The sequence below is a fragment of the Mesorhizobium sp. CA16 genome (genome assembly GCF_020165175.1).
Classification (GTDB): Bacteria; Pseudomonadota; Alphaproteobacteria; order Rhizobiales; family Rhizobiaceae; genus Mesorhizobium.
Genome location: NZ_JAIUHP010000004.1, coordinates 30164 through 52522, shown reverse-complemented (window position 1 = coordinate 52522; position 22359 = coordinate 30164). Strand labels below are relative to the sequence as shown.

Below are 22359 nucleotides of genomic sequence, written 5' to 3'. Positions count from 1 at the left end.
CTTGAGAAATGGGATGCTGTCACAACGGGGGCTTGAGCAGAACCTCAGGGGACGAGGAACGGGATTTCTCCCTCAAGTTACACGCGACTATCAGCGTCGTCTCTTAACAAGTCCTTACCTGGCCGCGAAAAAATTTACGAATGTGTACCACCCGTGAAATCTAGGTAAATTCGCCGGACAGATTTCGTTAACCACATCGGTCAGCTTGCCAGCTGCGGCAGGTCGCGGAACAGCTCCAGCGCCTCGGGATTGGCGAGCGCTTCCTTGTTCTTCACGGCACGGCCGTGGACCACGTCGCGTACGGCGAGCTCGGTGATCTTGCCGGACTTGGTGCGCGGGATGTCGGCGACGGCGACGATCCTGGCCGGCACGTGGCGCGGGCTGGCGCCGGTGCGGATCCTGGCGCGAATGCGCTTTTCCAGATCCTCGTCCAGGGTCACGCCGGGGGCGAGCCGCACGAACAGCACGACACGGACATCATTGTCGAAATCCTGGCCAATGCAGAGCGCCTCGAGGATTTCCGGCATCTGCTCGACCTGGTTGTAGATCTCGGCCGTGCCGATCCGGACCCCGCCCGGATTGAGCGTGGCATCGGAGCGGCCGTGGATGATCATGCCGCCATGTTCCGTCCATTCGGCGAAGTCGCCATGGCACCAGACATTATCGAAACGCTCGAAATAGGCCGCGTGATATTTCATGCCTTCGGGGTCGTTCCAGAAGCCGATCGGCATCGACGGGAAGGCCTTGGTGCAGACAAGCTCGCCCTTCTCCTGCCTCACAGGCTTGCCGTCATCGTTCCAGACGTCGACCGCCAGGCCAAGGCCGGGGCCTTGGATCTCGCCGGTCCAGACCGGCTCGGTCGGCACGCCGAGCACGAAGCAGGAAACGATGTCGGTGCCGCCCGAGATCGAGGCCAGGTGCACGTCCTTCTTGATGCCGTCATAGACGAAGCGGAAATCCTCCGGCGACAGCGGCGAGCCGGTCGAGGAGATGGTGCGCACGCGCGACAGATCGTGGCTCGCGATCGGCTTCAGACCGGCCTTGCGAACCGAATCGATGAATTTGGCCGAAGTGCCGAAATAGGTCATCTTCTCGGCATCGGCGAAATCGAACAGCACATTGCCGTCGGGGTAGAAAGGCGAGCCGTCATAAAGCAGCAGCGTCGCGCCGGAGGCGAGGCCCGAGACCAGCCAGTTCCACATCATCCAGCCGCAGGTGGTGAAATAGAACAGGCGATCGGCGTCGAGCTGGCCGGCATGCAGCCGGTGCTCCTTGACGTGCTGGATCAGCGTGCCGCCCGCCGAATGCACGATGCATTTCGGGATGCCGGTCGTGCCCGAGGAAAACAGGATGTAGAGCGGATGCGCGAAGGGCAGCCGCTCGAAGCCGACGGGCTTTGCGGCAAAAGGCGAGAGCGCGTCTTCGAGCGCGGCTGCCTTGTCGATGGTGGCCGCGACATCGCTCGAGGTGCCGAGATAGTCGACGATCAGCACCTTGCTCAGGCTTGCCAGCTTGTCCGCGACAGCGCGGATCTTGTCGGCCACCTCGATCGCCTTGCCGTTGTACCAATAGCCGTCCGGCGCGATGAAGACGATCGGCTCGATCTGGCCGAAGCGGTCGAGCACGCCCTGCTCGCCGAAATCGGGAGAGCATGACGACCAGACCGCGCCGATCGAGCTTGCCGCCAGCATCGCGGCGATGGTTTCGGGCATATTCGGCATCATGGCGGCGACGCGGTCGCCGGCCTTGACGCCGAGCGACAGGAAGAGCTGCTGCAGGCGCGAGGTCAGCGCGTGGAGCTCGTTCCAGGAGAGCCGCCGCTCGACCTTGTCCTCGCCGCGAAAGACGATCGCCTCGCCGGCGCCGGTTTTCTGCAAAAGGTTCTCGGCGAAATTGAGCCTGGCGTCGGGAAAGAAAGCTGCGCCGGGCATCCGCTCGCCGTCGACGAGGCGCCGTTCGCCCTTGTCGCCGACAAGCGCGCAGAAATCCCAGACCAGGTCCCAGAAGGCTTCGCGGTCGTCGACCGACCAGCGATGCAGTTCGGCATAGCCGGAGAAAGAACGCGCTGTCTTTGCCCCCGCGGCCTTCATGAACGCGGTCATCGGCGCTGCGTCGATCCGCTCCTGCGTCGGGGTCCACAAAGGTGTGTCGGCGGCCATGATCGCTCCTCCCAAAGCGTCGCGTTCGAGCCAGTTAAGCCCAACGTCGCATATGCCATCGTCCCAGAAACGGCGTGCGATTGCGGATCGGGATCGTGCAGACCGCTTATGCATATTGCGGCGCAGCAGAGCAAGATTTTGTTCGGGCGGCCCATGGCGGCCGCTGTGCAAATGCCATCGCAAGGCCATAAAGACTTGAAAAGCGTCGGCGCTCGGTTACACCCGTCGGGCGATTTTGTTGGCAACGAAAGCATACGGGGCGAAATGCGATCATCTCTGATCCGGCGCGGGGTGTGGGCGATCGGCGTTGCCGTGCTCGTCATCGCGCTCGCGGTCGCGGCGCTGCCGCTGATTGCCTCGACCCGCATCGTGCGCGACCGCATCGCCTGGGAATTGAGTGCCTGGAGCGGCTTCAGGGTCACGATCGACGGCTCACCGCGCATTGAAGTATGGCCGAAATTCCGGGCCATCCTCAGCGACGTGACGCTGTCGCAATGGACCGAGACCGAAGCGCCGCCAGTGGTCGAGGCCGATCGCGTGGAAGTCGACCTCTCCGCCATGGCGGCCTTGCAGGGCAACGTCGCCTTCTCGACCGCCAGGCTGGTGCGCCCGACTATCAGGGTGCAGCGCACCGCCAGCGGCTTCTATCTGCCGCCGCTTCCGACCGGCGGGCGCATCACGCGCTCGATCGACACCGCGCGCGGCGTTGTCACCGCCAACCCGCAGAAGCCGGATCTCGGCAAATTGCCATCCGATCCGTTCGGCACCGTAGAATTCCGCGATGGTCGCGTGGTGACTTCGGTTGACGGCAAGGATATCGAAATCCTGAGCAGCCTGAGCGGCCAGGTGAACTGGGAAGCGATGAACAGCGAGGCGTCGCTGACCGCGAGCGGAATCTGGCGCGGCGAAAGCATGCAGCTCGATTTCTCCTCGGCGAAACCGCTGGTGCTGTTTGGCGGAGGAGCGGCACCCGTCACCCTCTCCTTCAAGGCCGCGCCCGCGACATTCTCCTTCGACGGAACGGCCTCGATGTCCGACAACGCCTATCTGGACGGCCAGGCGAAGTTCGCCGCCCCGTCGCTGCGGCGCGTGCTGGAGTGGTCGCAGGCAGGGATCGCGCCGGGTGCTGCGATCGGCGCGGTCTCGATCGCCAGCAAGGTGAACGCCTCGGCAGGGCGCGCGAAATTCGAGAACACCACGGTCACGCTCAACAACAATCCGGGCATGGGCGCGCTGGATTTCTCCGTCGCCGAGGGGAGCCCGGTGATTGCCGGCACGCTCGCCTTCGACACGCTGGATCTCAGATCTTTCCTGTCGGCTTTCACGCCTATCGCGCCGACCGGCGAGGCCGGCCCCGGCAATATCGACACCAGTTTCGCCGACCGCATCAATCTCGACCTCAGGCTGTCGGCGGCCCATGCCATGGCGGGGCCGGTCCAGCTCGCCGACGTCGCGGCGACCGCGCAGGTCAAGAACGGTCTTGCCGTTTTCGACATATCCGACGCGTCGGCCTTCAACGGCAACATCCAGAGCAGCCTGCGCTTCGACCGCAAGCCGGAAGGCACGCAGGTCGAGATGCGGCTCCTGGCATCGGACGTAGACACGGGAGCCTTTGCCACGGCGGCGGGAATGACGCGGCTGGTGCCGGCCAGCACCGGGACCGTATCGGTCATCCTCAAGGGACCGGGCAAGGCCTGGAATTCCATCTTCGAGAACGCCGACGGATCGTTCTCGGCGACGTTCGGTCCGGGCACTATCAACGGGCTCGACCTGCCGGCCTTCCTCAAGCGCAACCAGCAAGGCGGCTTCTTCGCGCTCGACGACGTCGCCAATGGATCGCTGCCGATCGACGGCGCCGAGATCAAGGCAAGCATTTCGAAGGGCGTGGCGCGCCTGGACAAGGCCGAGATCAATTCGCAGAAATACAAGATCTGGCTGTCCGGCATCGCCTCCTATGTCGGACGCGGGCTGGCGCTCTCGGGCGGAGTGGTGCCCAACGGACAGCCGGCGCAGCAGCCTCAGCAGGCCAACAGTCAGACGGCCAGTCCGGCTCCCGCGCCGCCGAGCCAGCCGCTGTTCTTCGTCGGCGGCAACTGGAGCGCGCCGTTCATATCGCCGATCGCTCCCGGCGTTTCAGGCCAGTAAACGCGAGGGACGCAAAGCGTCCCCGCTTCTCGTCACGCTCAACCGCGCTGCGCGGCCTGCTCGTCGAGCTGGCGCTGGATCTCGCGCCGCTTATTGGCGATCGAGGCGATGATGACGCCGACCGCCACCACCGCGATCAGGATGGTGCAGGCGGCGTTGATCTCGGGCGTCACGCCGAGGCGCACCTGGCTGTAGATCTTCATCGGCAGCGTGGTGGCGCCGGGACCCGAGGTGAAGCTCGCGATGACCAGATCGTCCAGCGAGAGCGTGAACGCCAGCATCCAGCCCGAGATGATCGCCGGCAGGATGATCGGCAAGGTGATCTGGAAGAAGGTCTTCACCGGCGGCGCGCCGAGATCCATCGCCGCCTCCTCCAGCGAACGGTCGAACGTGACCAGCCGCGACTGCACGACGACGGCGACGAAGCACATGGTGAAGGTGATGTGGGCGAGCGTCACCGTGACGAAACCGCGGTCGAGCCCGACGGCGACGAAGAGCAAGAGCAGCGAGAGGCCGGTTATGACTTCCGGCATGACCAGCGGCGCGAACACCATGCCCGAGAAGAGCACACGTCCCTTGAAGCGCGTGTAGCGCGTCAGCGTGATGGCGGCGAGCGTGCCGAGCACGGTGGCGACGGTCGCGGAGATAACGCCGACGCGCGCCGTCACCCAGGTGGCGTCCATCAGGCCCTGATTGTGGAACAGCGACACGTACCATTTGGTCGAAAAGCCGCCCCAGACGGTGACGAGCTTGGATTCGTTGAAGGAAAAGACGATCAGAAGCACGATCGGCAAATAGAGGAAGGCAAAGCCCAGCACGATCGAGGCGATGTTGAAGCGGCTCCAGGTGGAGTTCATCTGCCCTGCTCCTGTGCCTTGGCCTGAGCCTGCTGGAAGAACATGATCGGAATGGTCAGCACCAGCAGCAGGATGACGGCCACCGCCGACGAGACCGGCCAGTCGCGGTTGGAGAAGAACTCGTTCCAGAGCGTCTTGCCGATCATCAGCGTCTGTGAGCCGCCGAGAAGGTCGGGGATGACGAACTCGCCGACGGCCGGGATGAACACCAGCAGGCAGCCGGCGACAACGCCTGGCAGCGACAGCGGGAAGGTGATCTTCCAGAAGGCGCCGGTCGGCGGACAGCCGAGGTCCTGCGCGGCCTCGATCAGCGAATAGTCCATCTTCTCCAGCGAGGAATAGAGCGGCAGCACCATGAAAGGCAGGTAGGAATAGACGATGCCGATAAAGATGGCTGTGTAGGTGTTGAGGATTACCAGCGGCTGGCTGATCAAGCCGGTGGCGAGCAGAACCTGGTTGAGCAGGCCCTCGGGTTTCAGGATGCCGATCCAGGCATAGACGCGGATCAGGAACGAGGTCCAGAAGGGCAGGATCACCAGCATCAGCAAGGTCGGGCGGATCGTGGCCGGCGCCCGCGCCATGCCATAGGCGATCGGATAGCCGACGATCAGGGTAAGTATCGTCGAGATTCCCGCGATGACCAGGCTCGTCACATAGGCGTTGAAATAGAGCGCGTCCTGGGTGAGCCAGGTGTAGTTATTGAAGTTGAGCTCGCGGACGCCGGCGAAAAATCCCGAAACGCCGTCCTTGAAGCCGAGCACCGGAGTATAGGGGGGCATCGAGATCGCCGTTTGCGACAGCGAAATCTTGAACACGATGATGAAGGGTACAAGGAAGAAGAACAGCAGCCAGAGATAGGGGACGATGATGACCAGGCGGTTGACGAAGCCTGTCGCCAGCCTCGCCGGCAGTGTTGCGGTTTCGGTCGATGGGGCGGCGGTCGCTGCGATGTCCGTCATCTCAGCCTCCTACCTGGTCAACACGACGCCGGCATCGGGCCGGAAGGAAACCCAGGCGCGATCGTTCCAGGTGAGCGGATCCTCGGTGATGCGTGAAGCGTTCAACGCGCTTGCCCGCACCATCTGGCCGTCGTCAAGCTTGATATGATAGACGGTCATGTCGCCGAGATAGGCGACGTCATAGACCTCGCCTTCGAGCGCGTTGACGGCATCGGCCGGCTTTTTCGAGGAGACCTTGATCTTCTCCGGCCGGATCGCGAAGACGATATCGGAGCCGGCAGCGGCGTTGCTGCCATTGTCGACGACGATCTGCGCTCCTGTCGCGCCGGTGATGCGCGTGGTGCTTGTCATATGTTCGGCAACCTTGCCTTCGAACATGTTCACATTGCCCACGAAATGCGCAACGAAGCGCGAGGCCGGCGCCTCGTAGATCTCGGCAGGCGTCGCGACCTGCATCACCTCGCCCTTGTCCATGATGGCGATGCGGTCGGCCATGGTCATGGCCTCCTCCTGATCGTGGGTGACGACGACGAAGGTGAGGCCGAGCTCCTGCTGCAGGTCCATCAGCTCGAACTGCGTTTCCTCGCGCAGCTTCTTGTCCAAAGCGCCGAGCGGCTCGTCGAGGAGCAGAACCTTCGGGCGCTTGGCGACCGAGCGGGCAAGCGCCACGCGCTGGCGCTGGCCGCCTGAGAGCTGGTGCGGCTTGCGCTTGGCGAACTGCTCGAGCTTGACGAGCTTCAGCATCTCGGCCACGCGCTTTTCGATATCGGGTCCAGGCATGCCCTCCTGCTTGAGGCCGAAGGCGATGTTCTTTTCCACCGTCATATGCGGGAACAGCGCGTAGGACTGGAACATCATGTTGACCGGCCGCTTGTAGGGCGGGATGCCGCGCAAATCCTGTCCGTCGAGGAGGATGCGGCCCGCCGACGGCTCCTCGAAGCCGGCGAGCATCCTGAGCAGGGTCGACTTGCCGCAGCCCGAAGCGCCGAGCAGGGCGAAGAATTCGCGCTCGAAGATGGTCAGCGACAGGTTGTTGACGGCGGTGAAATCGCCGAACTTCTTGGTCACCTTGTCAAACTGGATATAAGGCTTGGCGTTCGGGTCGTTCCAAGGCGAGAAATCCCTGCGGATGCTGCCAAGCGATTTCATGGTCCCCACTCCGTTACTTTCTTAAATTCCCCAAAAGAATACGACCCCGGCAGTTGGCTGCCGGGGTCGTGTCTCTATGCTTACTGGCCGGTGACGATCTTGGTCCAGGTGCGCGTGATGATGCGCTGTGTCTTGGGATCGTATGGCGCAACCGTGTACAGCTTCTTCATCGTCTCTTCGTCCGGATAGACCGCAGGATCCTCCAGGATCGCCTTGTCGATGAACTGCTGCGAAGCCTTGTTGCCGTTGGCGTAGAGCACGTAATTCGACGATTTGGCGATGACTTCGGGCGTCATCATGTAGTTGATGAACTCGAGCGCCTCGGCGACATGCTGGGCGTCCGCGGGGATCGCCATCTGGTCGAACCACATCTGGGCGCCTTCCTTGGGCACAGAATAGGCAATTTCGACGCCCTGCTTGGCTTCCTCGGCGCGGTTGCGCGCCTGGAAGACGTCGCCCGACCAGCCGATCGCCAGGCAGATGTCGCCATTGGCCAAGGCGTTGATGTATTCGGACGAATGGAACTTGCGGACATAGGGCCGGACCTTCAGCAAGGCCTCCTCGGCCTTGGCAATGTCATCGGGCGAGGTGCTGTTGGGGTCGAGGCTGAGATATTTCAGCGCCGCCGGAATGATGTCGGTGGGAGAGTCCAGCACGTAGACGCCGCAATCCTTCAGCTTGGCCAGCTTGTCCGGATTGAAAAAGACGTCCCAGCTGTCGATCTTGTCGGTGCCGAGCGCGGCCTCAACCTTCTTGACGTTGTAGCCGAGGCCGACTGTGCCCCACATGTAGTTGACCGAATATTCGTTGCCCGGATCGTATTTGGCGGTACGCTCGGAAACGACATCCCACATGTTGGAGATGTTGGGCAGCTTCGACTTGTCGAGCTTCTGGAACACGCCTGCCTGGATCTGACGCGCCAGGAAATGGGCGCTCGGCACGACGACGTCATAACCGCTGCCGCCGGCAAGCAGTTTCGTCTCCAGGATCTCGTTGGAATCGAAGGTGTCGTAGACGACCTTGATGCCGGTCTTCTTGGTGAAGTCGTCGATGATCGAGCTGTCGATATAGTCCGACCAGTTGTAGACGTTGACGACGCGGTCTTCGGCGTGGCCGCTTATTGTGAAAAGTGTCAGAAATGCCGACGTCGCCGAAAGCCAAAGCGCTTTGCGGATCATGGTGTTCTCCTTTGGTGAGTGTTCCCTCGCCGGCTCGTCGCGATATGGCGGCGCGGCGTTGGTTTCAGACTATTGAGCTTTCCGGAGAGCGACAAGCGTGAACTGCCCACGCCAAGGTCGATCAAGGCATCGAGGTTCGAGGCGTCCCACCCTCCCAGGCGAGGCACCCGGGCGGCGTCAACGGCATTCACCGTGGCGTATTGAGAGCTATGACGATGCAGTCCGGTCCCGAGCAGGCCGGCGGAGTCACTTGGCAAGATACGCCTGTGTTGTTGTTGCCGTGATCGCAGCCTGCCCGCCCGGCAACTGGGTTGTCAATGGGGGAGGCTGACTAAAGCGCGTCACGCTGAAAGGGATTTAGGCGAAGCGCTTTAAGTCTTTGTTTTGATGCATGTCGCTCTCCCAAAACCGCTGCGCACTTTTGGGCGACATGCATTAACGTCAATTGGGCGACGGCAGGCCGGTTACGCCGGGACGTGCAGGCCGCGCCTGTCGCTTGAACTCCAGACCGATGTGGACGAGCAGCGCCGTGACGACGACCGCACCGCCGATGATGGTGCGCACCGACGGCACTTCGGAATGGACAAGCCAGACCCAGATCGGCCCAAGGATCGGCTCGAAGGTGCCGAGCAGCGCCGCGAGCGCCGCCGGCACCAGCCGCGCGCCCATGGCGAAAAAGGCGAGGCCGACGCCAAGGTTGATGACACCAAAGGCAAAGAGGAAGCCCATGTCGCGCCCCGACACCGCGAATGCCGAGGCCTGGGAAGCGGCGAACGCACCGGCGAGCAGCGCACCGAGACAGGTGGCCGGCACCATGCGCACATGGGCAAAGCGCCGGGTGATCACGGTCGCGAGCGAAAACATCACCGCGATCAGCAGCGCCAGGCCGTCGCCGATCGGCGAGACGGCGCCGCCCAGGGATTCGGAAACCATGATGGCGACGCCGGCGATGACGGCGGCGATCGCGATCCAGGTGGCCGGGGCGACCCGTTCGCGAAACAGCAGCCAGGCAAGGAGCGCCGCAAGCAGCGGCACGCCGGCCTGCATCAGGAGGATGTTGGCGACCGTGGTGTAGGCAAGCGCCACCACGAAGCTGGTCGAGGCGGTGGCGAAGCAGAAGGCGACGCCAAGGCCGGGCAGTCCCATGTGCCGAAAGAGCTTCAGGGTGCCGCGCCAGCCGTCGCGCCACAGCATGAAGGCGATCAAAAAGGCCACGGCCCATAGCGAACGCCAAAACACCACGGTCCAGCTGTCGCCGACATGGATGAAACGGGCGATGGCGCCACCGAAGCTCCACATAAGCGCCGAAAGGAAGACCAGGAGCATACCGATCCGCTCCTCGCGCGGCGAGACGGCCGGCAAGGCAGTGGAGGACGGGGCGCCGGGTGAGGCGGTATCGGTCATGGACATGACTGTCAGCGAGTTGCGTTCGATGCAGCAAGGACACCGAGACTTGTGTCTTAGACGACAGAACTGTGCCCCAGAAAGAATTATGCCTCACTCGCGTAGCGCAAAGACGCCGGCCCGGCGTGATCCAGCAGCCGGCGAGACTTAGGACACATCCGCAGATGTCATCCTTGAAAATCGAAGGCGCTGAGGCCCGTCACCATCTCGTCGAGGCCGAGCGGGCGTGTCACCGGCGGCTCGGCGCGCGCCAGGCAGCCGACGCGCTCGCAAAGCCTGCAGGCGGGGCCTACCGGCGTGGCGAAGCCTTGACCGGGCTTGCCGGCGGCTGCGGCCGGCAGCGCCGCGCCATAGACGATATCGTCGCGAAAGCCGATATCGCAGCCGAGCAGGAGCGCGGTGCGGCGCGGCCGTTCGGAGAAGGCGCCCTGCGGACCTTCCAGCGTGCGGGCGATGCAGAGGAATTCGGCGCCGTCCGGCATCTCGACCGCTTCGACGAGGATCTGGCCGGGCTGCGAGAACGCCGCATGGGCGGGAAGCTTGGGGCAGCCGCCGCCGAAGCGGCTCTGCGGATAGCCCTGGCTGCCGGCCTTGCGGAAGCGGTTGCCGGCATTGTCGACTTCCAGCATGAAGAACGGCACGCCCGCCGCGCCCGGCCGCTGCAGCATGGTCAGTCGATTGGCCGCCTGCTCGAAGGAAACGCCGAAACGGGAACGCAGGACGTCGATGTCGTAACGGCCGCGAACGGCGGCGGCATGGAAAGCCTGATAGGGCATCATCAGCGCATGCGCGGCATAGCGGCCGAGCTCGAAGCGAGCGAGCCGGCGGGCCTCGTCGGTACCGAGCTTCAGCGCCTGGATCTCAGCCGCGATGGCTACCGACATGCGTATGAGGCTCGCCTCCATCGCGACTTCGCGCAATTGGTCGAAAGGCGACAGCCGCTCGGACAGGAAGAGACGCTGCGAATGGCGATCGTAGCGGCGGCGCCAGTTGGGCATGGTGGCGACCGGCAGCACCTTGACGACGATGCCGTGCTCGCGCCTCAGCCAGGCTTTGAGCGCGCCGAACAGATCATCACCGGGGTCAAGGACCGATGTGAAAGCCTCCGCCTCCTCTTCCAGCGAAGCGAAGTGGTTCGGCCGGCGCTCAAACACGTCATGGACTTCGTCGGAAGGCATGCGGGTGCCGGACAGCGCGGTTGCCCTGCCCTCCTTCGCCAGAAGCTGGTTGAGATCGGACAGGCGCTCGGCCTGCTCGCGATAGGCGCGAAAGAGTTTCACCATCGCCGCCGAAGCGTTCGGCGCTGTTTCGGCGAAGTCGATCAGTTCCTGATCGCCGGGCAGCTCGCCGGCAAGAAGCGGATCGCTGAAGGCTTCGCGCAAGGCCGCGATCGAGCCTTTTGTCTCGCCCTGCAATTCATGCGGATCGACCTTGTAGACGGAGGCAAGCTTGAGGATGAGCTGCACCGTCAGCGGTCGCTGGTTGCGCTCGATCAGGTTGAGATAGGAAGGCGAGATGCCCAGCCCTTCGGCCATCGCCGTCTGGGTCAGGCTCCTGGCGTTGCGCAGCCGGCGCAGCCGCGGCCCGGCGAAGATCTTCTGGTCGGCCATCCCTGCCATCCTTGACAAGAATTTACATGAACGTCGAGTGCGGTGCGCGCTTCGCCGCTTTTACAATCGTGACAAATTTACAGAGGTGAACTGTCAATGGCAACACAGCTTTTCCTTTATTTTCCGCGGGAGTTGCCAGTTTTTCTAGGTGCCTTTCGCGCTGCAATGTAAAGAATGTCATACGCAGGGCGTCGCAGAACATGCCTTTGCGATGCAGCGCTGACGCAGTTTCCAAACGATCCGGAGTGACCAATGACCGATTTTTACAACCTCGTCCCTTCCGCGCCGGAAGGCCGTTTCGACGGCATCGAGCGCCCCTACTCGCCGGAGGATGTGAAGCGGTTGCGCGGCTCCGTGCAGATTCGCCAGACGCTGGCCGAGATGGGTGCGAACCGGCTGTGGAAGCTCATCCACGAGGAGGATTTCGTCAATGCGCTGGGCGCGATGTCGGGCAACCAGGCCATGCAGCAGGTTCGGGCCGGCCTGAAGGCGATCTATCTCTCGGGCTGGCAGGTGGCGGCCGATGCCAACACCGCCTCGGCGATGTACCCAGACCAGTCGCTTTACCCGGCCAATGCGGCGCCGGAACTGGTCAAGCGCATCAATCGCACTTTGCAGCGCGCCGACCAGATCGAGACGTCCGAGGGCAAGGGGCTGTCGGTCGAGACCTGGTTCGCGCCGATCGTGGCCGACGCGGAAGCCGGCTTCGGCGGCCCGCTCAACGCCTTCGAGATCATGAAGGCGTTCATCGAGGCGGGCGCCGCGGGCGTCCACTATGAGGACCAGCTGGCGTCGGAAAAGAAGTGCGGCCATCTCGGCGGCAAGGTTCTGATCCCGACCGCGGCGCATATCCGCAACCTCAACGCGGCGCGCCTTGCGGCCGACGTCATGGGTACGCCGACGCTGGTCGTGGCGCGCACGGACGCCGAGGCGGCAAAGCTGTTGACCTCCGATATCGACGAGCGCGACCGGCCCTTCGTCGACTACGACTCGGGCCGCACGGTCGAGGGCTTCTACAATGTCAGGAACGGCATCGAGCCTTGCATCGCGCGCGCCGTGGCCTATGCGCCGCATGCCGACCTGATCTGGTGCGAGACCTCGAAGCCAGATCTGGCGCAAGCCAGGAAATTCGCCGAGGGCGTGCATAGGCACCATCCGGGCAAGCTGCTCGCCTATAATTGCTCGCCGTCCTTCAACTGGAAGAAGAACCTCGACGACGCGACGATCGCGAAGTTCCAGAAGGAGCTCGGCGCGATGGGCTACAAGTTCCAGTTCATAACGCTCGCCGGCTTCCACCAGTTGAACTTCGGCATGTTCGAGCTGGCGCGCGGCTACAAGGATCGCCAGATGGCCGCCTATTCGGAACTCCAGGAGGCCGAGTTCGAGGCCGAGGCCCACGGCTATACGGCGACCAAGCACCAGCGCGAGGTCGGTACCGGCTATTTCGACGCCGTGTCGATGGCGATCACCGGCGGCCAGTCGTCGACCACCGCCATGCATGAATCGACCGAGCACGCCCAATTCAGGCCGGCGGCCGAGTAACGGATAACAACCAGAGGAAACGCCCGCAGGGCATCTACATCGAGGAGAAGAGCGATGGCATCGATAAGCCGCGTCAAGGAAAGGGCAGAAGAGCAATCGAGCGCGATGAGCGTCGACCAGCAGGCGACGATCCGCATGCTCGCCAACGATCTGCACAGGCTAAACCAGTCGGTCATGAAGGCAGTCGAGGCCGGCGTCTCGGTGGAGCTGGTGCGTTCGGCCAGGCACCATGGCGGCGACGGCAACTGGGGAGACCTTTTGATCCCGGTGATCGTTACCCAGCAGAGTCATACTTGACGTAACGTCAACAGTCTCGGCGATAGTCTTCCGCGCGCTACACGTCCGGGAGACTATCGCATTTTTTCGATTTGCCTTCGTCGCCAGGAGGTACGACTTGCGCTGAATTCTGGAATTTCTTGCTATATTTTCGACCTCGATCGTTTCAGCTTGACACCGGCCGCGATCTCACCCAATTGTGCCTCAGGTTTCAACCCTGCATTGAACCAGAGTGCCTGCCCGCCGATGTGTCCCGCCAACCGTGACGACCACTCCGAAAAACATCCGAAACCGGCAGCCTGGACCGGCGCGATCGAGGCGAATTTTTCCAAGGTGCTCGTTGTCGGAAAATCGTCGATCAACCGAGTCGTGGTATCGAAAATCGTCGAGAAATCGGGATTGAAACCGATCTCGGAAACGCCCGAAACCGCCGAGAAGACGCTCACCGGCCAGTTGCCCTGCGCCGTCATCCTGGACGGCGGCCCAGACAACAAGGATTGCGACCGGCTGATGTCGGCAATCGACGCGCTGCGGCGCGCCTCCGGCAAGCCGCTGCCGGCGGTGATACTGCTTTCAACCAGGAATGGCACGCCGGAGAGCCTTGGCCTGTCGAGCGTGGTCGATGCGGTGGTCGCCAAGCCGATCACGCCCGAGAGACTGCAACCGGTGGTGGATCGCCTGGTCGGGCGCGGCTAAGGCTCGAGCGTTCACTCGGCCTTTGCGATAGCCTCGACAAGGCTCGGCAACTCGCCAAGATCTGCAATCTGACGGAAGCGCGGCGCCGCGACAGGCGCCTCGGCCTGTTCGATCGCCCAGGTCAATTCGTGCGGCACATGGATGCCCCAACTGCCGGCCTCGATGGCGGGAATCACGTCGGACTTGAGGGAATTGCCAACCATCATGCTGTTCTGCGGACCACGGCCATAGCGGCTGAAGATGCGGGCATAGGTGGCGGTGCTCTTGTCGCTGACGATCTCAACTGCGTCGAAAAGGTCACCCATTCCCGACTGCGCAAGCTTGCGCTCCTGATCGAAGAGGTCGCCCTTGGTGATCAGCACCAGATGGTAGGAACCCGCCAGCTTCTCGATCGTCTCGCGCGCGTGCGGCAGCGGCTCGATCGGGTGGCTGAGCATCTCGCGGCCGGCAGCCAGTATCTCGCCGATGATCGAACCAGGCACCTCCCCGCCGGTAACCTCGACCGCTGTCTCGATCATCGACAAGGTAAAGCCCTTGATGCCGAAGCCGTAGAGGGCGAGATTGCGCCTTTCCGCCTCGAGCAGTCTTGCCGCGATTTGGTCGTGGTCTCCGTGCTCCGCCAGCATTGCGGCAAAGCGCTTCTCAGTCATGCGGAAGAACTGCTCGTTCTGCCACAACGTGTCGTCGGCATCGAAACCTATCGTGGTAAGAGCGGATATTGTCACGTCATCCTCCTTCGGAACGCGGTGTAGACGCGTTCGCCGGGCACTGCTAGCTCTAGCCGAAGATCGGCAAAGCGGGGGTGCATGCTGAATTCGTGGAAAGACGAGCTGGAAGGCTTCATGGCGAGCGCTCGTGAGCGCACGCCAACGGAACTGATCAACGGCATCCGAGATATCGGCGTCGCCATGGGCCATGAGGCGGGCGAAGCGCTGCTAGACAGCCACCCGGAACTGTTTGCCCACCGGCCCATGCTTACGCGAGCCTTCATTGAAATGGTTCATGCGCAAGACGTCGCCGAAATAAGGCAGATGCTGGAGCTGAAGCATCCAACCTCGTTCGGGCAGATAGCGGCGGAGGAAACGACCATCGGCGTCATGTCCTCGAAAGACGCCTACAAGCGCCTGGATGAGGTCTTCGAGCATGTCGACTTCAGCCGATGCACGCGTGCCGTGATGGTCGGCTGCGGCGGCCGCCCGTTCACGATGTTCCGTATCTGCGATCAGACACCGGTTCCCGAGATCGTCGGGCTGGATATTGTGCCGGAAGCGGTCGAGACAGCGAATATTCTGGCAGCCAAACTCGGCTACATCCGAATGCGCGCCGAATTCCGCAACGGGCGCGACTATGACTATCGCGGCGCCCAGCTTGTCTATATCGCCAGCATGGTCTCGCCCAAAGCAGCTGTCGTGTCGCGCGTCGCAGACACGGCCCCACCCGATCTCCAGCTCGTTCTATGGGAACCGTATTCGTTGGCCCGCTTGTGGTCGGAGCGCGCGGAAGAGACGCTCGACCCGCGGCTGGAAGTGGTCGGCCGCACCCGCGTATCGCGCAACATGACCCGTGATGTGTTCGTCCGCTTCTGGCCTGGCGCCGCCGGGCGCGGAAGCGCAGGCTAATGGCAGCGGGCATGGCCGATCGCGCGGTCCTGGCCGCAACCTTGGCATGGTGCCTGCTTCGCCATCCGCTGATCTGGAAAAGAACCTATGATCACAGCGGCGTCTTTCCCGACCCGGCCAGGCCGAGGTCTTACGTCGACAAGTTCTTGTGGCGGAAGATCTTCGACCATAATCCCGTCTATGCGACGGCATGCGACAAGCTGGCGTCCAAGGACTACGCCCTGTCAACATGCCCGGAACTCAAAACCGCGAAAGTGTTGTGGAGCGGCCGCGACGCCACGCAGATCCCGCCGGCGCTGCTTGCCGGAAATGTCGTGGTGAAGGCCAACCATGGCTGCCGCTGGAACATGATGATCCGCAACGGCGAGGTGGACAGGCCGAAGCTGCGGCGGCGAACGGCGCGCTGGATGCGCAATCGCTACGGCAGGAAATTCGGTGAATGGGCCTACAAGGGCGCGAGACGGCTCATCTTCGTTGAGGAGATGCTTCTCGAGGACGATGTGCCGGTCCCGCTGGAGTATAAATTTCATATCTCGAACGGGAAGACGGCTTACGTCTACGCCGCACAGCGGGACAGATGGGGCAACGAGTTGAAAAGTCATTTCGACCGCGACGGCAATCACGCACCCGTGCCGCCGGGCAGCGGCAGCCAATGGGTGAAGATCGATCTGCCGCCATCGTTTCTGCGGATGCGCGAGATAGCGGAGCGGCTGACGGCACCGTTCGATCACATGCGCTGCGACTTCTACGAGATCGACGGCGAAATCTATTTTTCCGAGTTCTCGGTCTACCCGCTGTCAGGAAAAGGCATCATCAACACCAAGCTGCGCGATCTGGCCTGCGATAGCTGGGACATACGCCAGGCCTGGTTCCTATCGACGCCCCAGCGAGGTTGGCGCAAAGTCTATGCGGCGGCGCTGTTGCGATGGCTCGACGCAAACGACCGGCAGAGGCTGCAGCCCGGTTCGCAAAGAGCGGCTCCCTGAGCAAGCCGTCCGGCGCCTCCCCTTCCCTTTCCCCGTTGCGCCCGGCTATAGTTCGAAATCCGCAACACAATCTGGTGAATGATGCCGCCTGAAAAAAAGGAAGTCCGTCCGTCGAGCCGGGGGGGACGCGCTCGCACGCCTGCATTCCTGAAAAACGAACGCGGCGTGAAGAACTGGAAGGAAGCCAGCGCCTGGCTCGAATGGCGCGGCATCGAGGACATCGAGTGCATCACGCCCGACCAGGCGGGCGTCGCCCGCGGCAAGATGATGCCGTCGAAGAAATTCACCTCCAACACCTCGCTGGCGCTGCCTTCAGCCGTGTTCATGACGACGATCTCGGGCGGCTATCCCGAGGACGGCAACGGCTTCCACTATCCCGAGGACGACGGCGACCTAAAGCTTTTGCCCGATCTTTCAACGCTGACGGCTGTGCCCTGGGAAGAAGATCCGACGGCGGCAGTGATTTGCGACCTCGTCCACCAGGACGGCCGCTCGGTCGAGTTCACGCCGCGCAACGTGCTGAAGCGCGTGCTTGCCGCCTATGACGAGCGCGGCCTGAAGCCGGTGGTGGCGCCCGAGATCGAATTCTATCTGGTGCGCAAGAATCCCGACCCGGACTATCCGCTGACGCCGCCGGTCGGGCGCTCGGGCCGGCCGATCGGCGGCGGCGCCGGCGCCGGCTATTCGATCGCCGGCGTCAACGAGTTCGACGAACTGATCGACGACATCTACCATTTCTCGGAACGTCAGGGCCTGGAGATCGACACGCTGATCCATGAGGAAGGCGCCGGCCAGCTCGAGATCAATCTGCGACACGGCAATCCGATCGAGCTCGCCGACCAGGTTTTCATGTTCAAGCGCACCATTCGCGAGGCGGCGCTGAAGCATGAGATCTACGCCACCTTCATGGCCAAGCCGATCCAGGGGCAGCCGGGCTCGGCCATGCATATCCACCAGTCGGTCATCGACAAGAAGACCGGCAAGAACATCTTCTCGGCCGAGGACGGCTCCGAGACGGACGCCTTCTTCCATTTCATCGGCGGCATGCAGAAGCACGTGCCGAACGCGCTGGTGATGTTCGCGCCCTACGTCAATTCCTACCGCCGGCTGACGCAGCAGGCCTCGGCTCCGGTCAACAACAAATGGGGCTACGATAACCGAACCACCGCCTTCCGCGTGCCGCGCTCCGATCCGGCAGCACGGCGCGTCGAAAACCGGATCCCGTCTTCCGACGCCAACCCTTATCTGGCGCTTGCCGCGTCGCTTGCCTGCGGGCTGATCGGCATGACCAGAAAGATCAAAGCTGAACCGCCGGTTCTGACCACGGCCAATGCCGACGAGATCGACCTGCCGCGCAGCTTGCTGGAAGCGGTCGATTTGTTCGAGGCCGACAAGGAGCTCGGCATTATCCTCGGCACATCCTTCGCCGCCACTTACGCAGCGATCAAGCGGGCCGAGTTCGAAACCTTCATGGAAGTGATCAGCCCGTGGGAGCGGGAGTATTTGTTGCTGAATGTTTAGGGGAGTAGGGGAGTAAGGCAGTAGGGGAGTAGGGGAGTAGGGACGGTGGCTGAAAAAACAGGCTCCTACAAGGATTTAGTGGTTTGGCAGCAGGCGATGGATTTGGCTGTGTCGGTCTACAGCGCGACGAGATCCTGGCCGAAGGACGAGCTCTATGGACTTACCAGCCAAGTGCGTCGTTCCGCAACTTCAGTGCCCTCAAATATAGCGGAGGGTTACGGCAGAGAGATTCGAGGTTCCTATCAGCAATTTCTCCGCATTGCTCAAGGATCGCTGAAGGAATTGGAAACTCAGCTTCTGATCGCGGAACGTACCGGTATCGCGTCACAACAAACGACGGCCACACTGCTGGCCAGCACCGAAAGTGTCGGCAAGCTTCTTCGACTTTTGATTCGAAAATTGGCAGCCGACTAGCTATCCCTACTCCCTACTCCCCTACTCCCGAGCATCATGTCCTACCAATCCCCCATCTCCCCCGGTCGTTCCTGGTATGAGGACACGGTCGGATCCCGGCCTGAATATCCGGCTCTCGACGGCGACCGTATTTGCGACGTCGTCATCATCGGCGGCGGCTTCACTGGCTTGTCGGCAGCCGCGCATTTGGCGAAGGCCGGCGCGGATGTCGTGCTGATCGATTCCTATCGCTTCGGCGATGGCGCGTCGGGGCGCAATGGCGGGCAGCTCGGCACCGGCCAGCGCGCCTGGGCGGAGGAATTGGAAGCCGAATACGGCCTTTCCCGCGCCAAGGCGCTGTTCGACCTGGCCGAAGAAGCCAAGGCGCATCTGCTGGACTTCGCCGCCGCCAACGCGATCGACATCGACTATATGCCGGGTCAGCTTTCGGTGGCGCACAAGCGGCGTTATGTCGACGACTACAGGCGCCACGCCGAGATCATGGCGAGCCGCTTCGGCTACCCGCATATAAGCTTCATGGACGCGGCGGAAACCGCGGAAAGGCTGGGCTCGACACGCTATTTCGGCGGCACGCGCGACACCGGCACGGGGCACATCCACCCGCTGAAACTGGTGGTCGGCACGGCGAAGGTGGCGGCCGCCGCCGGCGCGCATCTGTTCGAGCAGACGCCGTCCACCGGCATCGTTTCCAATGGCGGCAAGGTGACGGTCACGACGCCCAGGGGCACGATCACAGCCGACAAATGCCTGGTCGGGGTCAATGCCTATGGCGGCAATCTGGAGCCGGTGAGCGCGGCGCACATCATGCCGATCGGTTCCTTCATCGGCGCGACCGTGCCGCTCGGCGCCACTTCCAAGGTGCTGCCGGGCGGCGAGTCGGTCGATGATTCCCGTTTCGTGGTGCGCTATTTCCGCAAGTCGAAGGACGGCCGGCTGTTGTTCGGCGGCCGCGAGATCTATGCCGTCAACGATCCGAAGGACATCCATATTCACATCCGAAGGCAGATCGCCGAACTCTACCCCGACCTTAAGGATGTCGAGATCACGCATGGTTGGGGCGGCTATGTCGGCATCACGGTGCCGCGAAAGCCGTTCGTACGCGAAGTGATGCCGAGAGTGATTTCGATGGGCGGTTATTCCGGCCACGGCGTCATGCTGTCGAACTTCTTCGGCAAGCTCTATGCCGAGACCGTTGCCGGCAATCGCGACCGCTTGAAACTGATCGAGGATCTGAAAATCCCCGCCTTCCCAGGCGGCCGGCGTTTGCGCGCGCCGCTCTTGTTCCTGGCGCTGAATTGGTTCGCGTTGCGTGACAGGATTTAAAGCTGGCTGCCCAGCCGAAGCCGCCGATTCGACGCCGGCGGCTTCCACGCGGCAGGTTGTGGAAGCCTTAATAGGCACGCAGAATTTCGCAATTTGGCTCACTCATGCCATAATCAGCAGTAAAAGGTGCGATCATGGGCGAAAATCCGGGGATTTCGCGGGCTTTGTCCGCAGTGATTTAGGGACCGATGCTGATCGAAGCCGATCGTTACGGCAATGATCGAAAGAACGTCGGCCCGCTTGTTGGAGGTGGTTTGAGTGAACGAGCCCTTCAGTTTCGGCGCGCCGGAACGGCAGCGCTTTACAATGCAGTTCGGCTATAACGTACGGCCATCCTTCTGGCAGAAGGTACAGTCGAACGCACATCTGGTCATTGCGGCGGTCGGCACCGCCGCGCTGATCGGCGTGGCCGCGGTGGCGCTATGGCTATGCTTTCCGGGCAGCGACCGGCAAGTGGCCGCGGCGAGTGCCGAGCAGACCGTTCCGGCGATTCCGGTGAAGACCACGAAAGTCGCTCCGGCGGCAGCGGCGGTCACCGTGGCGACGGCGCCGCAGGCCGCGCGCAAGGGGGACGCGGTAACGCCCACGACGGCGGCCCGCGAAGCCAACATTCCGGCCCTGGCATCAAACAACCCCCGCTGGACGGCTTCCGATGCCAAGACGCCACCTGCCCCGGCCGAGAACCAGCCAGCTCCATCCAAGCAGGCCGCCGGCGCGGCCCCCGCGCAATCGACCGATACCGCCTTTGCCGAGGCCGATGCCGAGAACGACGCCGCGCACGCGCTGTCGCAGGTCACCGGTTCCGCCAGCGAGACAGCAGCGGCAGCGAAGAAGCCGGGCGACACGATGGATGGCGCCCAAACCGCCGCCATTCCCGAAGCCAAGCCGCAGGTTCCAGATACGCAGCCGGCAGCGACAGACAGCTCGGCGCAGCCTGAGCCGAAAGCTCAAAAAGCCAGCGCGGCCGCAAACGGGCGCGTCTTAAGGGCCGTGACCATGCGCTCAGGCCCGAAGAAAGGTGCCGCCGCAATCACCACGGTGCCGGCCAAGGCATCGGTGCAGGTGATGAATTGTAAGAAATGGTGCGAGATCGTCTATAACGGCAAGCACGGCTGGGTCTACAAAAGCTACGTCAAGACCGGCGCGTGAGGCCAAGCAGCCATCCGAAACGGCGTCTTCTGCGTTCAAGTCGGCGATTTGCCACGAAGGACTTGTGTTCCTCGAACGGCACTTCGTAGAGGCCGCAAGTGGAACACCCTTCCTTCTTGCCGCACGCTGGTATCCAGCATCTGACATCGTGCGTCCAGGCAAGCGCGACCCTCTCCAGATGAAGATTGCCGGAGCTCTTCAGCAGGATCAGTTCTCCGGGGACAGCCGTCTGCTTGATGTGATCGGAGACTTCCTTCGGGGTGCGAAGCTCGATCAAACGGCCACTGTCCCGATCCGCCTGGCTGGCGCGTGAGCGATGGGCATTGTCGCCGGTATAGATGACCTCGTCGGCGACGTCGCGCGCGATACCGTAAGCAGCGCCATATTTTCTCGACGAACCGGTGTAGTCGGAAATCTGTCCGACGACGATCCGTTTGCGAACGGCCTTGGCTTTGGCCATCATCTCGAACGCAATGTTCAGCGAATGCCAGGGCGCTTTGGCGGCATCGACTATGAACTGTGGACCCCGATCGGTCACCAGCACCGTGCAGCGGTTGGCTAGAGGTTCGAAGGATGCTGTCCTTGCGGCGATTTTTTCCGGCGGGACACCAAGTTCCAGCGCCGTGACGGCGGCGGCCGCCGCCGGCAGCCAGAAGTGCTCGCCAGGAAATCGTGTCTGCATGTCTATGTCGCCGCCGCGCCAGCGAAGTGAAAATCTGAGCAGGTCCGGATAGGCGGCATGGATGTCTGTTACACGATAGTCCGCGGCTTCCGACTGACCGAAAGTCGCCACGCGGCACCTTGCGCCCGAAGCCATATCAAGCACATGCGGGTCGTCGGCGTTCAAGATCGCGAGTCCGCCCGGCGACAACACCTCAGCCAGCGCTCTCTTTTCCTGGGCGACAGCATCCAGGGTCCGGAATTGAGTGACGTGCTCCAGCCTGACCATCGTTACGACCGCTACGTCCGGCTTCAGCATCTGCGCCATCGACCGGATTGAGCCGGGCTCAAACGCGCCGGCTTCGAAGACGACATAGTCGACCTTGCCCGCACGTTTCATCCGCTTGTAGAGCGTGCGGACAAGCGCCTTGAGCGTGTTGGCTAGAACTTGGGTATAGACCTTGCCGTGACTGGCCAGGATATGACCAAGCAAGCTCGTTGCCGTCGATTTGCCGGAGCTGCCGGTTATGCCGATGAAGGTCGCCTTGCTTCGCGCACGTGCACGCTCTGCCCGATAGCGACGCAATCGCCAGCCGAGGTCGTTGCCAATTTCGCGCAGCCTGAGCTTAACCACCCGCCAGTTTCCCTTACCCCGATCCGTTATTCCTTCGGCGGACCATCAAGTCAAACTGGAGCTCGGCCGGACGGCGCC

General features: G+C 62.7%; 19 protein-coding genes. 10 read left to right on the top strand and 9 right to left on the bottom strand.

Annotated elements, in window-relative coordinates:
• Positions 1–200: 200 nt before the first annotated feature.
• Positions 201–2159, bottom strand: a complete 1959-nt coding sequence (locus LB525_RS07935; RefSeq protein ID WP_224544215.1) for an acetoacetate--CoA ligase — start codon at positions 2157–2159, stop codon at positions 201–203.
• A gap of 264 nt (positions 2160–2423) precedes the next feature.
• Here LB525_RS07935 and LB525_RS07930 point away from each other — a divergent pair, with 264 nt between their 5' ends.
• A complete protein-coding gene (locus LB525_RS07930; protein ID WP_224544214.1) occupies positions 2424–4304 on the top strand; it encodes an AsmA-like C-terminal region-containing protein in 1881 nt (626 codons plus the stop codon).
• A 38-nt stretch (positions 4305–4342) separates the two neighbouring features.
• Here LB525_RS07930 and LB525_RS07925 read toward each other — a convergent pair whose 3' ends face one another.
• The 6 genes from LB525_RS07925 to LB525_RS07900 form a co-directional block, all read right to left on the bottom strand.
• Positions 4343–5161 (bottom strand): ABC transporter permease, encoded by an 819-nt coding sequence (locus LB525_RS07925; protein ID WP_224544213.1) that lies wholly within the window; start codon positions 5159–5161, stop codon positions 4343–4345.
• The gene (locus LB525_RS07920; protein WP_224544212.1) at positions 5158–6120 is read right to left on the bottom strand and encodes an ABC transporter permease subunit; all 963 of its coding nucleotides are present in this window, start codon (positions 6118–6120) and stop codon (positions 5158–5160) included. Before LB525_RS07920 ends, LB525_RS07925 begins: the two co-directional genes overlap by 4 nt.
• A 9-nt stretch (positions 6121–6129) precedes the next feature.
• Complete coding sequence (locus LB525_RS07915) at positions 6130–7269, bottom strand: ABC transporter ATP-binding protein (RefSeq protein ID WP_095769945.1); 1140 nt, start codon at positions 7267–7269, stop codon at positions 6130–6132.
• Between the two features lie 80 nt (positions 7270–7349).
• Positions 7350–8447 (bottom strand): polyamine ABC transporter substrate-binding protein, encoded by a 1098-nt coding sequence (locus LB525_RS07910; RefSeq protein ID WP_224544211.1) that lies wholly within the window; start codon positions 8445–8447, stop codon positions 7350–7352.
• 441 nt (positions 8448–8888) lie between these two features.
• Entirely contained in the window at positions 8889–9851 is a 963-nt protein-coding gene (locus tag LB525_RS07905) for a DMT family transporter (RefSeq protein WP_224544210.1), read from the bottom strand.
• Between the two features lie 167 nt (positions 9852–10018).
• Positions 10019–11461 (bottom strand): short-chain fatty acyl-CoA regulator family protein, encoded by a 1443-nt coding sequence (locus LB525_RS07900; protein WP_224544209.1) that lies wholly within the window; start codon positions 11459–11461, stop codon positions 10019–10021.
• Between the two features lie 252 nt (positions 11462–11713).
• On the opposite strand from LB525_RS07900, the gene aceA reads away from it, so the two are divergent.
• From aceA to LB525_RS07885, 3 genes are all read left to right on the top strand, one after another.
• A complete protein-coding gene (gene aceA / locus LB525_RS07895; RefSeq protein WP_224544208.1) occupies positions 11714–13003 on the top strand; it encodes an isocitrate lyase in 1290 nt (429 codons plus the stop codon).
• A 54-nt stretch (positions 13004–13057) separates the two neighbouring features.
• On the top strand, positions 13058–13300 hold the full coding sequence (locus LB525_RS07890) for a hypothetical protein (RefSeq protein ID WP_027168360.1): 243 nt from the start codon (positions 13058–13060) through the stop codon (positions 13298–13300).
• A 225-nt stretch (positions 13301–13525) separates the two neighbouring features.
• A complete protein-coding gene (locus tag LB525_RS07885) occupies positions 13526–13975 on the top strand; it encodes a response regulator (protein ID WP_140839547.1) in 450 nt (149 codons plus the stop codon).
• A gap of 11 nt (positions 13976–13986) precedes the next feature.
• Here LB525_RS07885 and LB525_RS07880 read toward each other — a convergent pair whose 3' ends face one another.
• Entirely contained in the window at positions 13987–14694 is a 708-nt protein-coding gene (locus LB525_RS07880; protein ID WP_176477188.1) for an HAD family hydrolase, read from the bottom strand.
• An 87-nt stretch (positions 14695–14781) separates the two neighbouring features.
• Here LB525_RS07880 and LB525_RS07875 point away from each other — a divergent pair, with 87 nt between their 5' ends.
• The 6 genes from LB525_RS07875 to LB525_RS07850 all read left to right on the top strand — a co-directional run bounded on the left by LB525_RS07875 (position 14782) and on the right by LB525_RS07850 (position 20987).
• Entirely contained in the window at positions 14782–15594 is an 813-nt protein-coding gene (locus LB525_RS07875) for a class I SAM-dependent methyltransferase (protein ID WP_224544207.1), read from the top strand.
• A gap of 11 nt (positions 15595–15605) precedes the next feature.
• Entirely contained in the window at positions 15606–16580 is a 975-nt protein-coding gene (locus LB525_RS07870; RefSeq protein WP_224544206.1) for an ATP-grasp fold amidoligase family protein, read from the top strand.
• 78 nt (positions 16581–16658) lie between these two features.
• Positions 16659–18101 (top strand): glutamine synthetase family protein, encoded by a 1443-nt coding sequence (locus LB525_RS07865; RefSeq protein ID WP_411971006.1) that lies wholly within the window; start codon positions 16659–16661, stop codon positions 18099–18101.
• A 45-nt stretch (positions 18102–18146) separates the two neighbouring features.
• A complete protein-coding gene (locus tag LB525_RS07860) occupies positions 18147–18515 on the top strand; it encodes a four helix bundle protein (RefSeq protein WP_224544205.1) in 369 nt (122 codons plus the stop codon).
• 36 nt (positions 18516–18551) lie between these two features.
• Positions 18552–19838: an NAD(P)/FAD-dependent oxidoreductase gene (locus LB525_RS07855; protein WP_224544204.1), complete on the top strand. Its 1287-nt coding sequence runs from the start codon at positions 18552–18554 to the stop codon at positions 19836–19838.
• 258 nt (positions 19839–20096) lie between these two features.
• Positions 20097–20987, top strand: a complete 891-nt coding sequence (locus LB525_RS07850) for an SH3 domain-containing protein (protein ID WP_224544203.1) — start codon at positions 20097–20099, stop codon at positions 20985–20987.
• On the opposite strand, the gene LB525_RS07845 is transcribed toward LB525_RS07850, so the two are convergent.
• Positions 20971–22281: a Mur ligase family protein gene (locus tag LB525_RS07845; protein WP_224544202.1), complete on the bottom strand. Its 1311-nt coding sequence runs from the start codon at positions 22279–22281 to the stop codon at positions 20971–20973. The two genes, LB525_RS07850 and LB525_RS07845, sit on opposite strands and share 17 nt — an antisense overlap.
• Between the last annotated feature and the right edge of the window lie 78 nt (positions 22282–22359).

What these genes read in the sequence shown, in the direction of transcription:
- LB525_RS07935 (WP_224544215.1), bottom strand. Translation starts at nt 2,159, where the DNA reads ATGGCCGCCGACACACCTTTGTGGACCCCGACGCAGGAGCGGATCGAC.
- LB525_RS07930 (WP_224544214.1), top strand. Translation starts at nt 2,424, where the DNA reads ATGCGATCATCTCTGATCCGGCGCGGGGTGTGGGCGATCGGCGTTGCC.
- LB525_RS07925 (WP_224544213.1), bottom strand. Translation starts at nt 5,161, where the DNA reads ATGAACTCCACCTGGAGCCGCTTCAACATCGCCTCGATCGTGCTGGGC.
- LB525_RS07920 (WP_224544212.1), bottom strand. Translation starts at nt 6,120, where the DNA reads ATGACGGACATCGCAGCGACCGCCGCCCCATCGACCGAAACCGCAACA.
- LB525_RS07915 (WP_095769945.1), bottom strand. Translation starts at nt 7,269, where the DNA reads ATGAAATCGCTTGGCAGCATCCGCAGGGATTTCTCGCCTTGGAACGAC.
- LB525_RS07910 (WP_224544211.1), bottom strand. Translation starts at nt 8,447, where the DNA reads ATGATCCGCAAAGCGCTTTGGCTTTCGGCGACGTCGGCATTTCTGACA.
- LB525_RS07905 (WP_224544210.1), bottom strand. Translation starts at nt 9,851, where the DNA reads ATGACCGATACCGCCTCACCCGGCGCCCCGTCCTCCACTGCCTTGCCG.
- LB525_RS07900 (WP_224544209.1), bottom strand. Translation starts at nt 11,461, where the DNA reads ATGGCCGACCAGAAGATCTTCGCCGGGCCGCGGCTGCGCCGGCTGCGC.
- aceA (WP_224544208.1), top strand. Translation starts at nt 11,714, where the DNA reads ATGACCGATTTTTACAACCTCGTCCCTTCCGCGCCGGAAGGCCGTTTC.
- LB525_RS07890 (WP_027168360.1), top strand. Translation starts at nt 13,058, where the DNA reads ATGGCATCGATAAGCCGCGTCAAGGAAAGGGCAGAAGAGCAATCGAGC.
- LB525_RS07885 (WP_140839547.1), top strand. Translation starts at nt 13,526, where the DNA reads ATGTGTCCCGCCAACCGTGACGACCACTCCGAAAAACATCCGAAACCG.
- LB525_RS07875 (WP_224544207.1), top strand. Translation starts at nt 14,782, where the DNA reads ATGCTGAATTCGTGGAAAGACGAGCTGGAAGGCTTCATGGCGAGCGCT.
- LB525_RS07870 (WP_224544206.1), top strand. Translation starts at nt 15,606, where the DNA reads ATGGCCGATCGCGCGGTCCTGGCCGCAACCTTGGCATGGTGCCTGCTT.
- LB525_RS07865 (WP_411971006.1), top strand. Translation starts at nt 16,659, where the DNA reads ATGATGCCGCCTGAAAAAAAGGAAGTCCGTCCGTCGAGCCGGGGGGGA.
- LB525_RS07855 (WP_224544204.1), top strand. Translation starts at nt 18,552, where the DNA reads ATGTCCTACCAATCCCCCATCTCCCCCGGTCGTTCCTGGTATGAGGAC.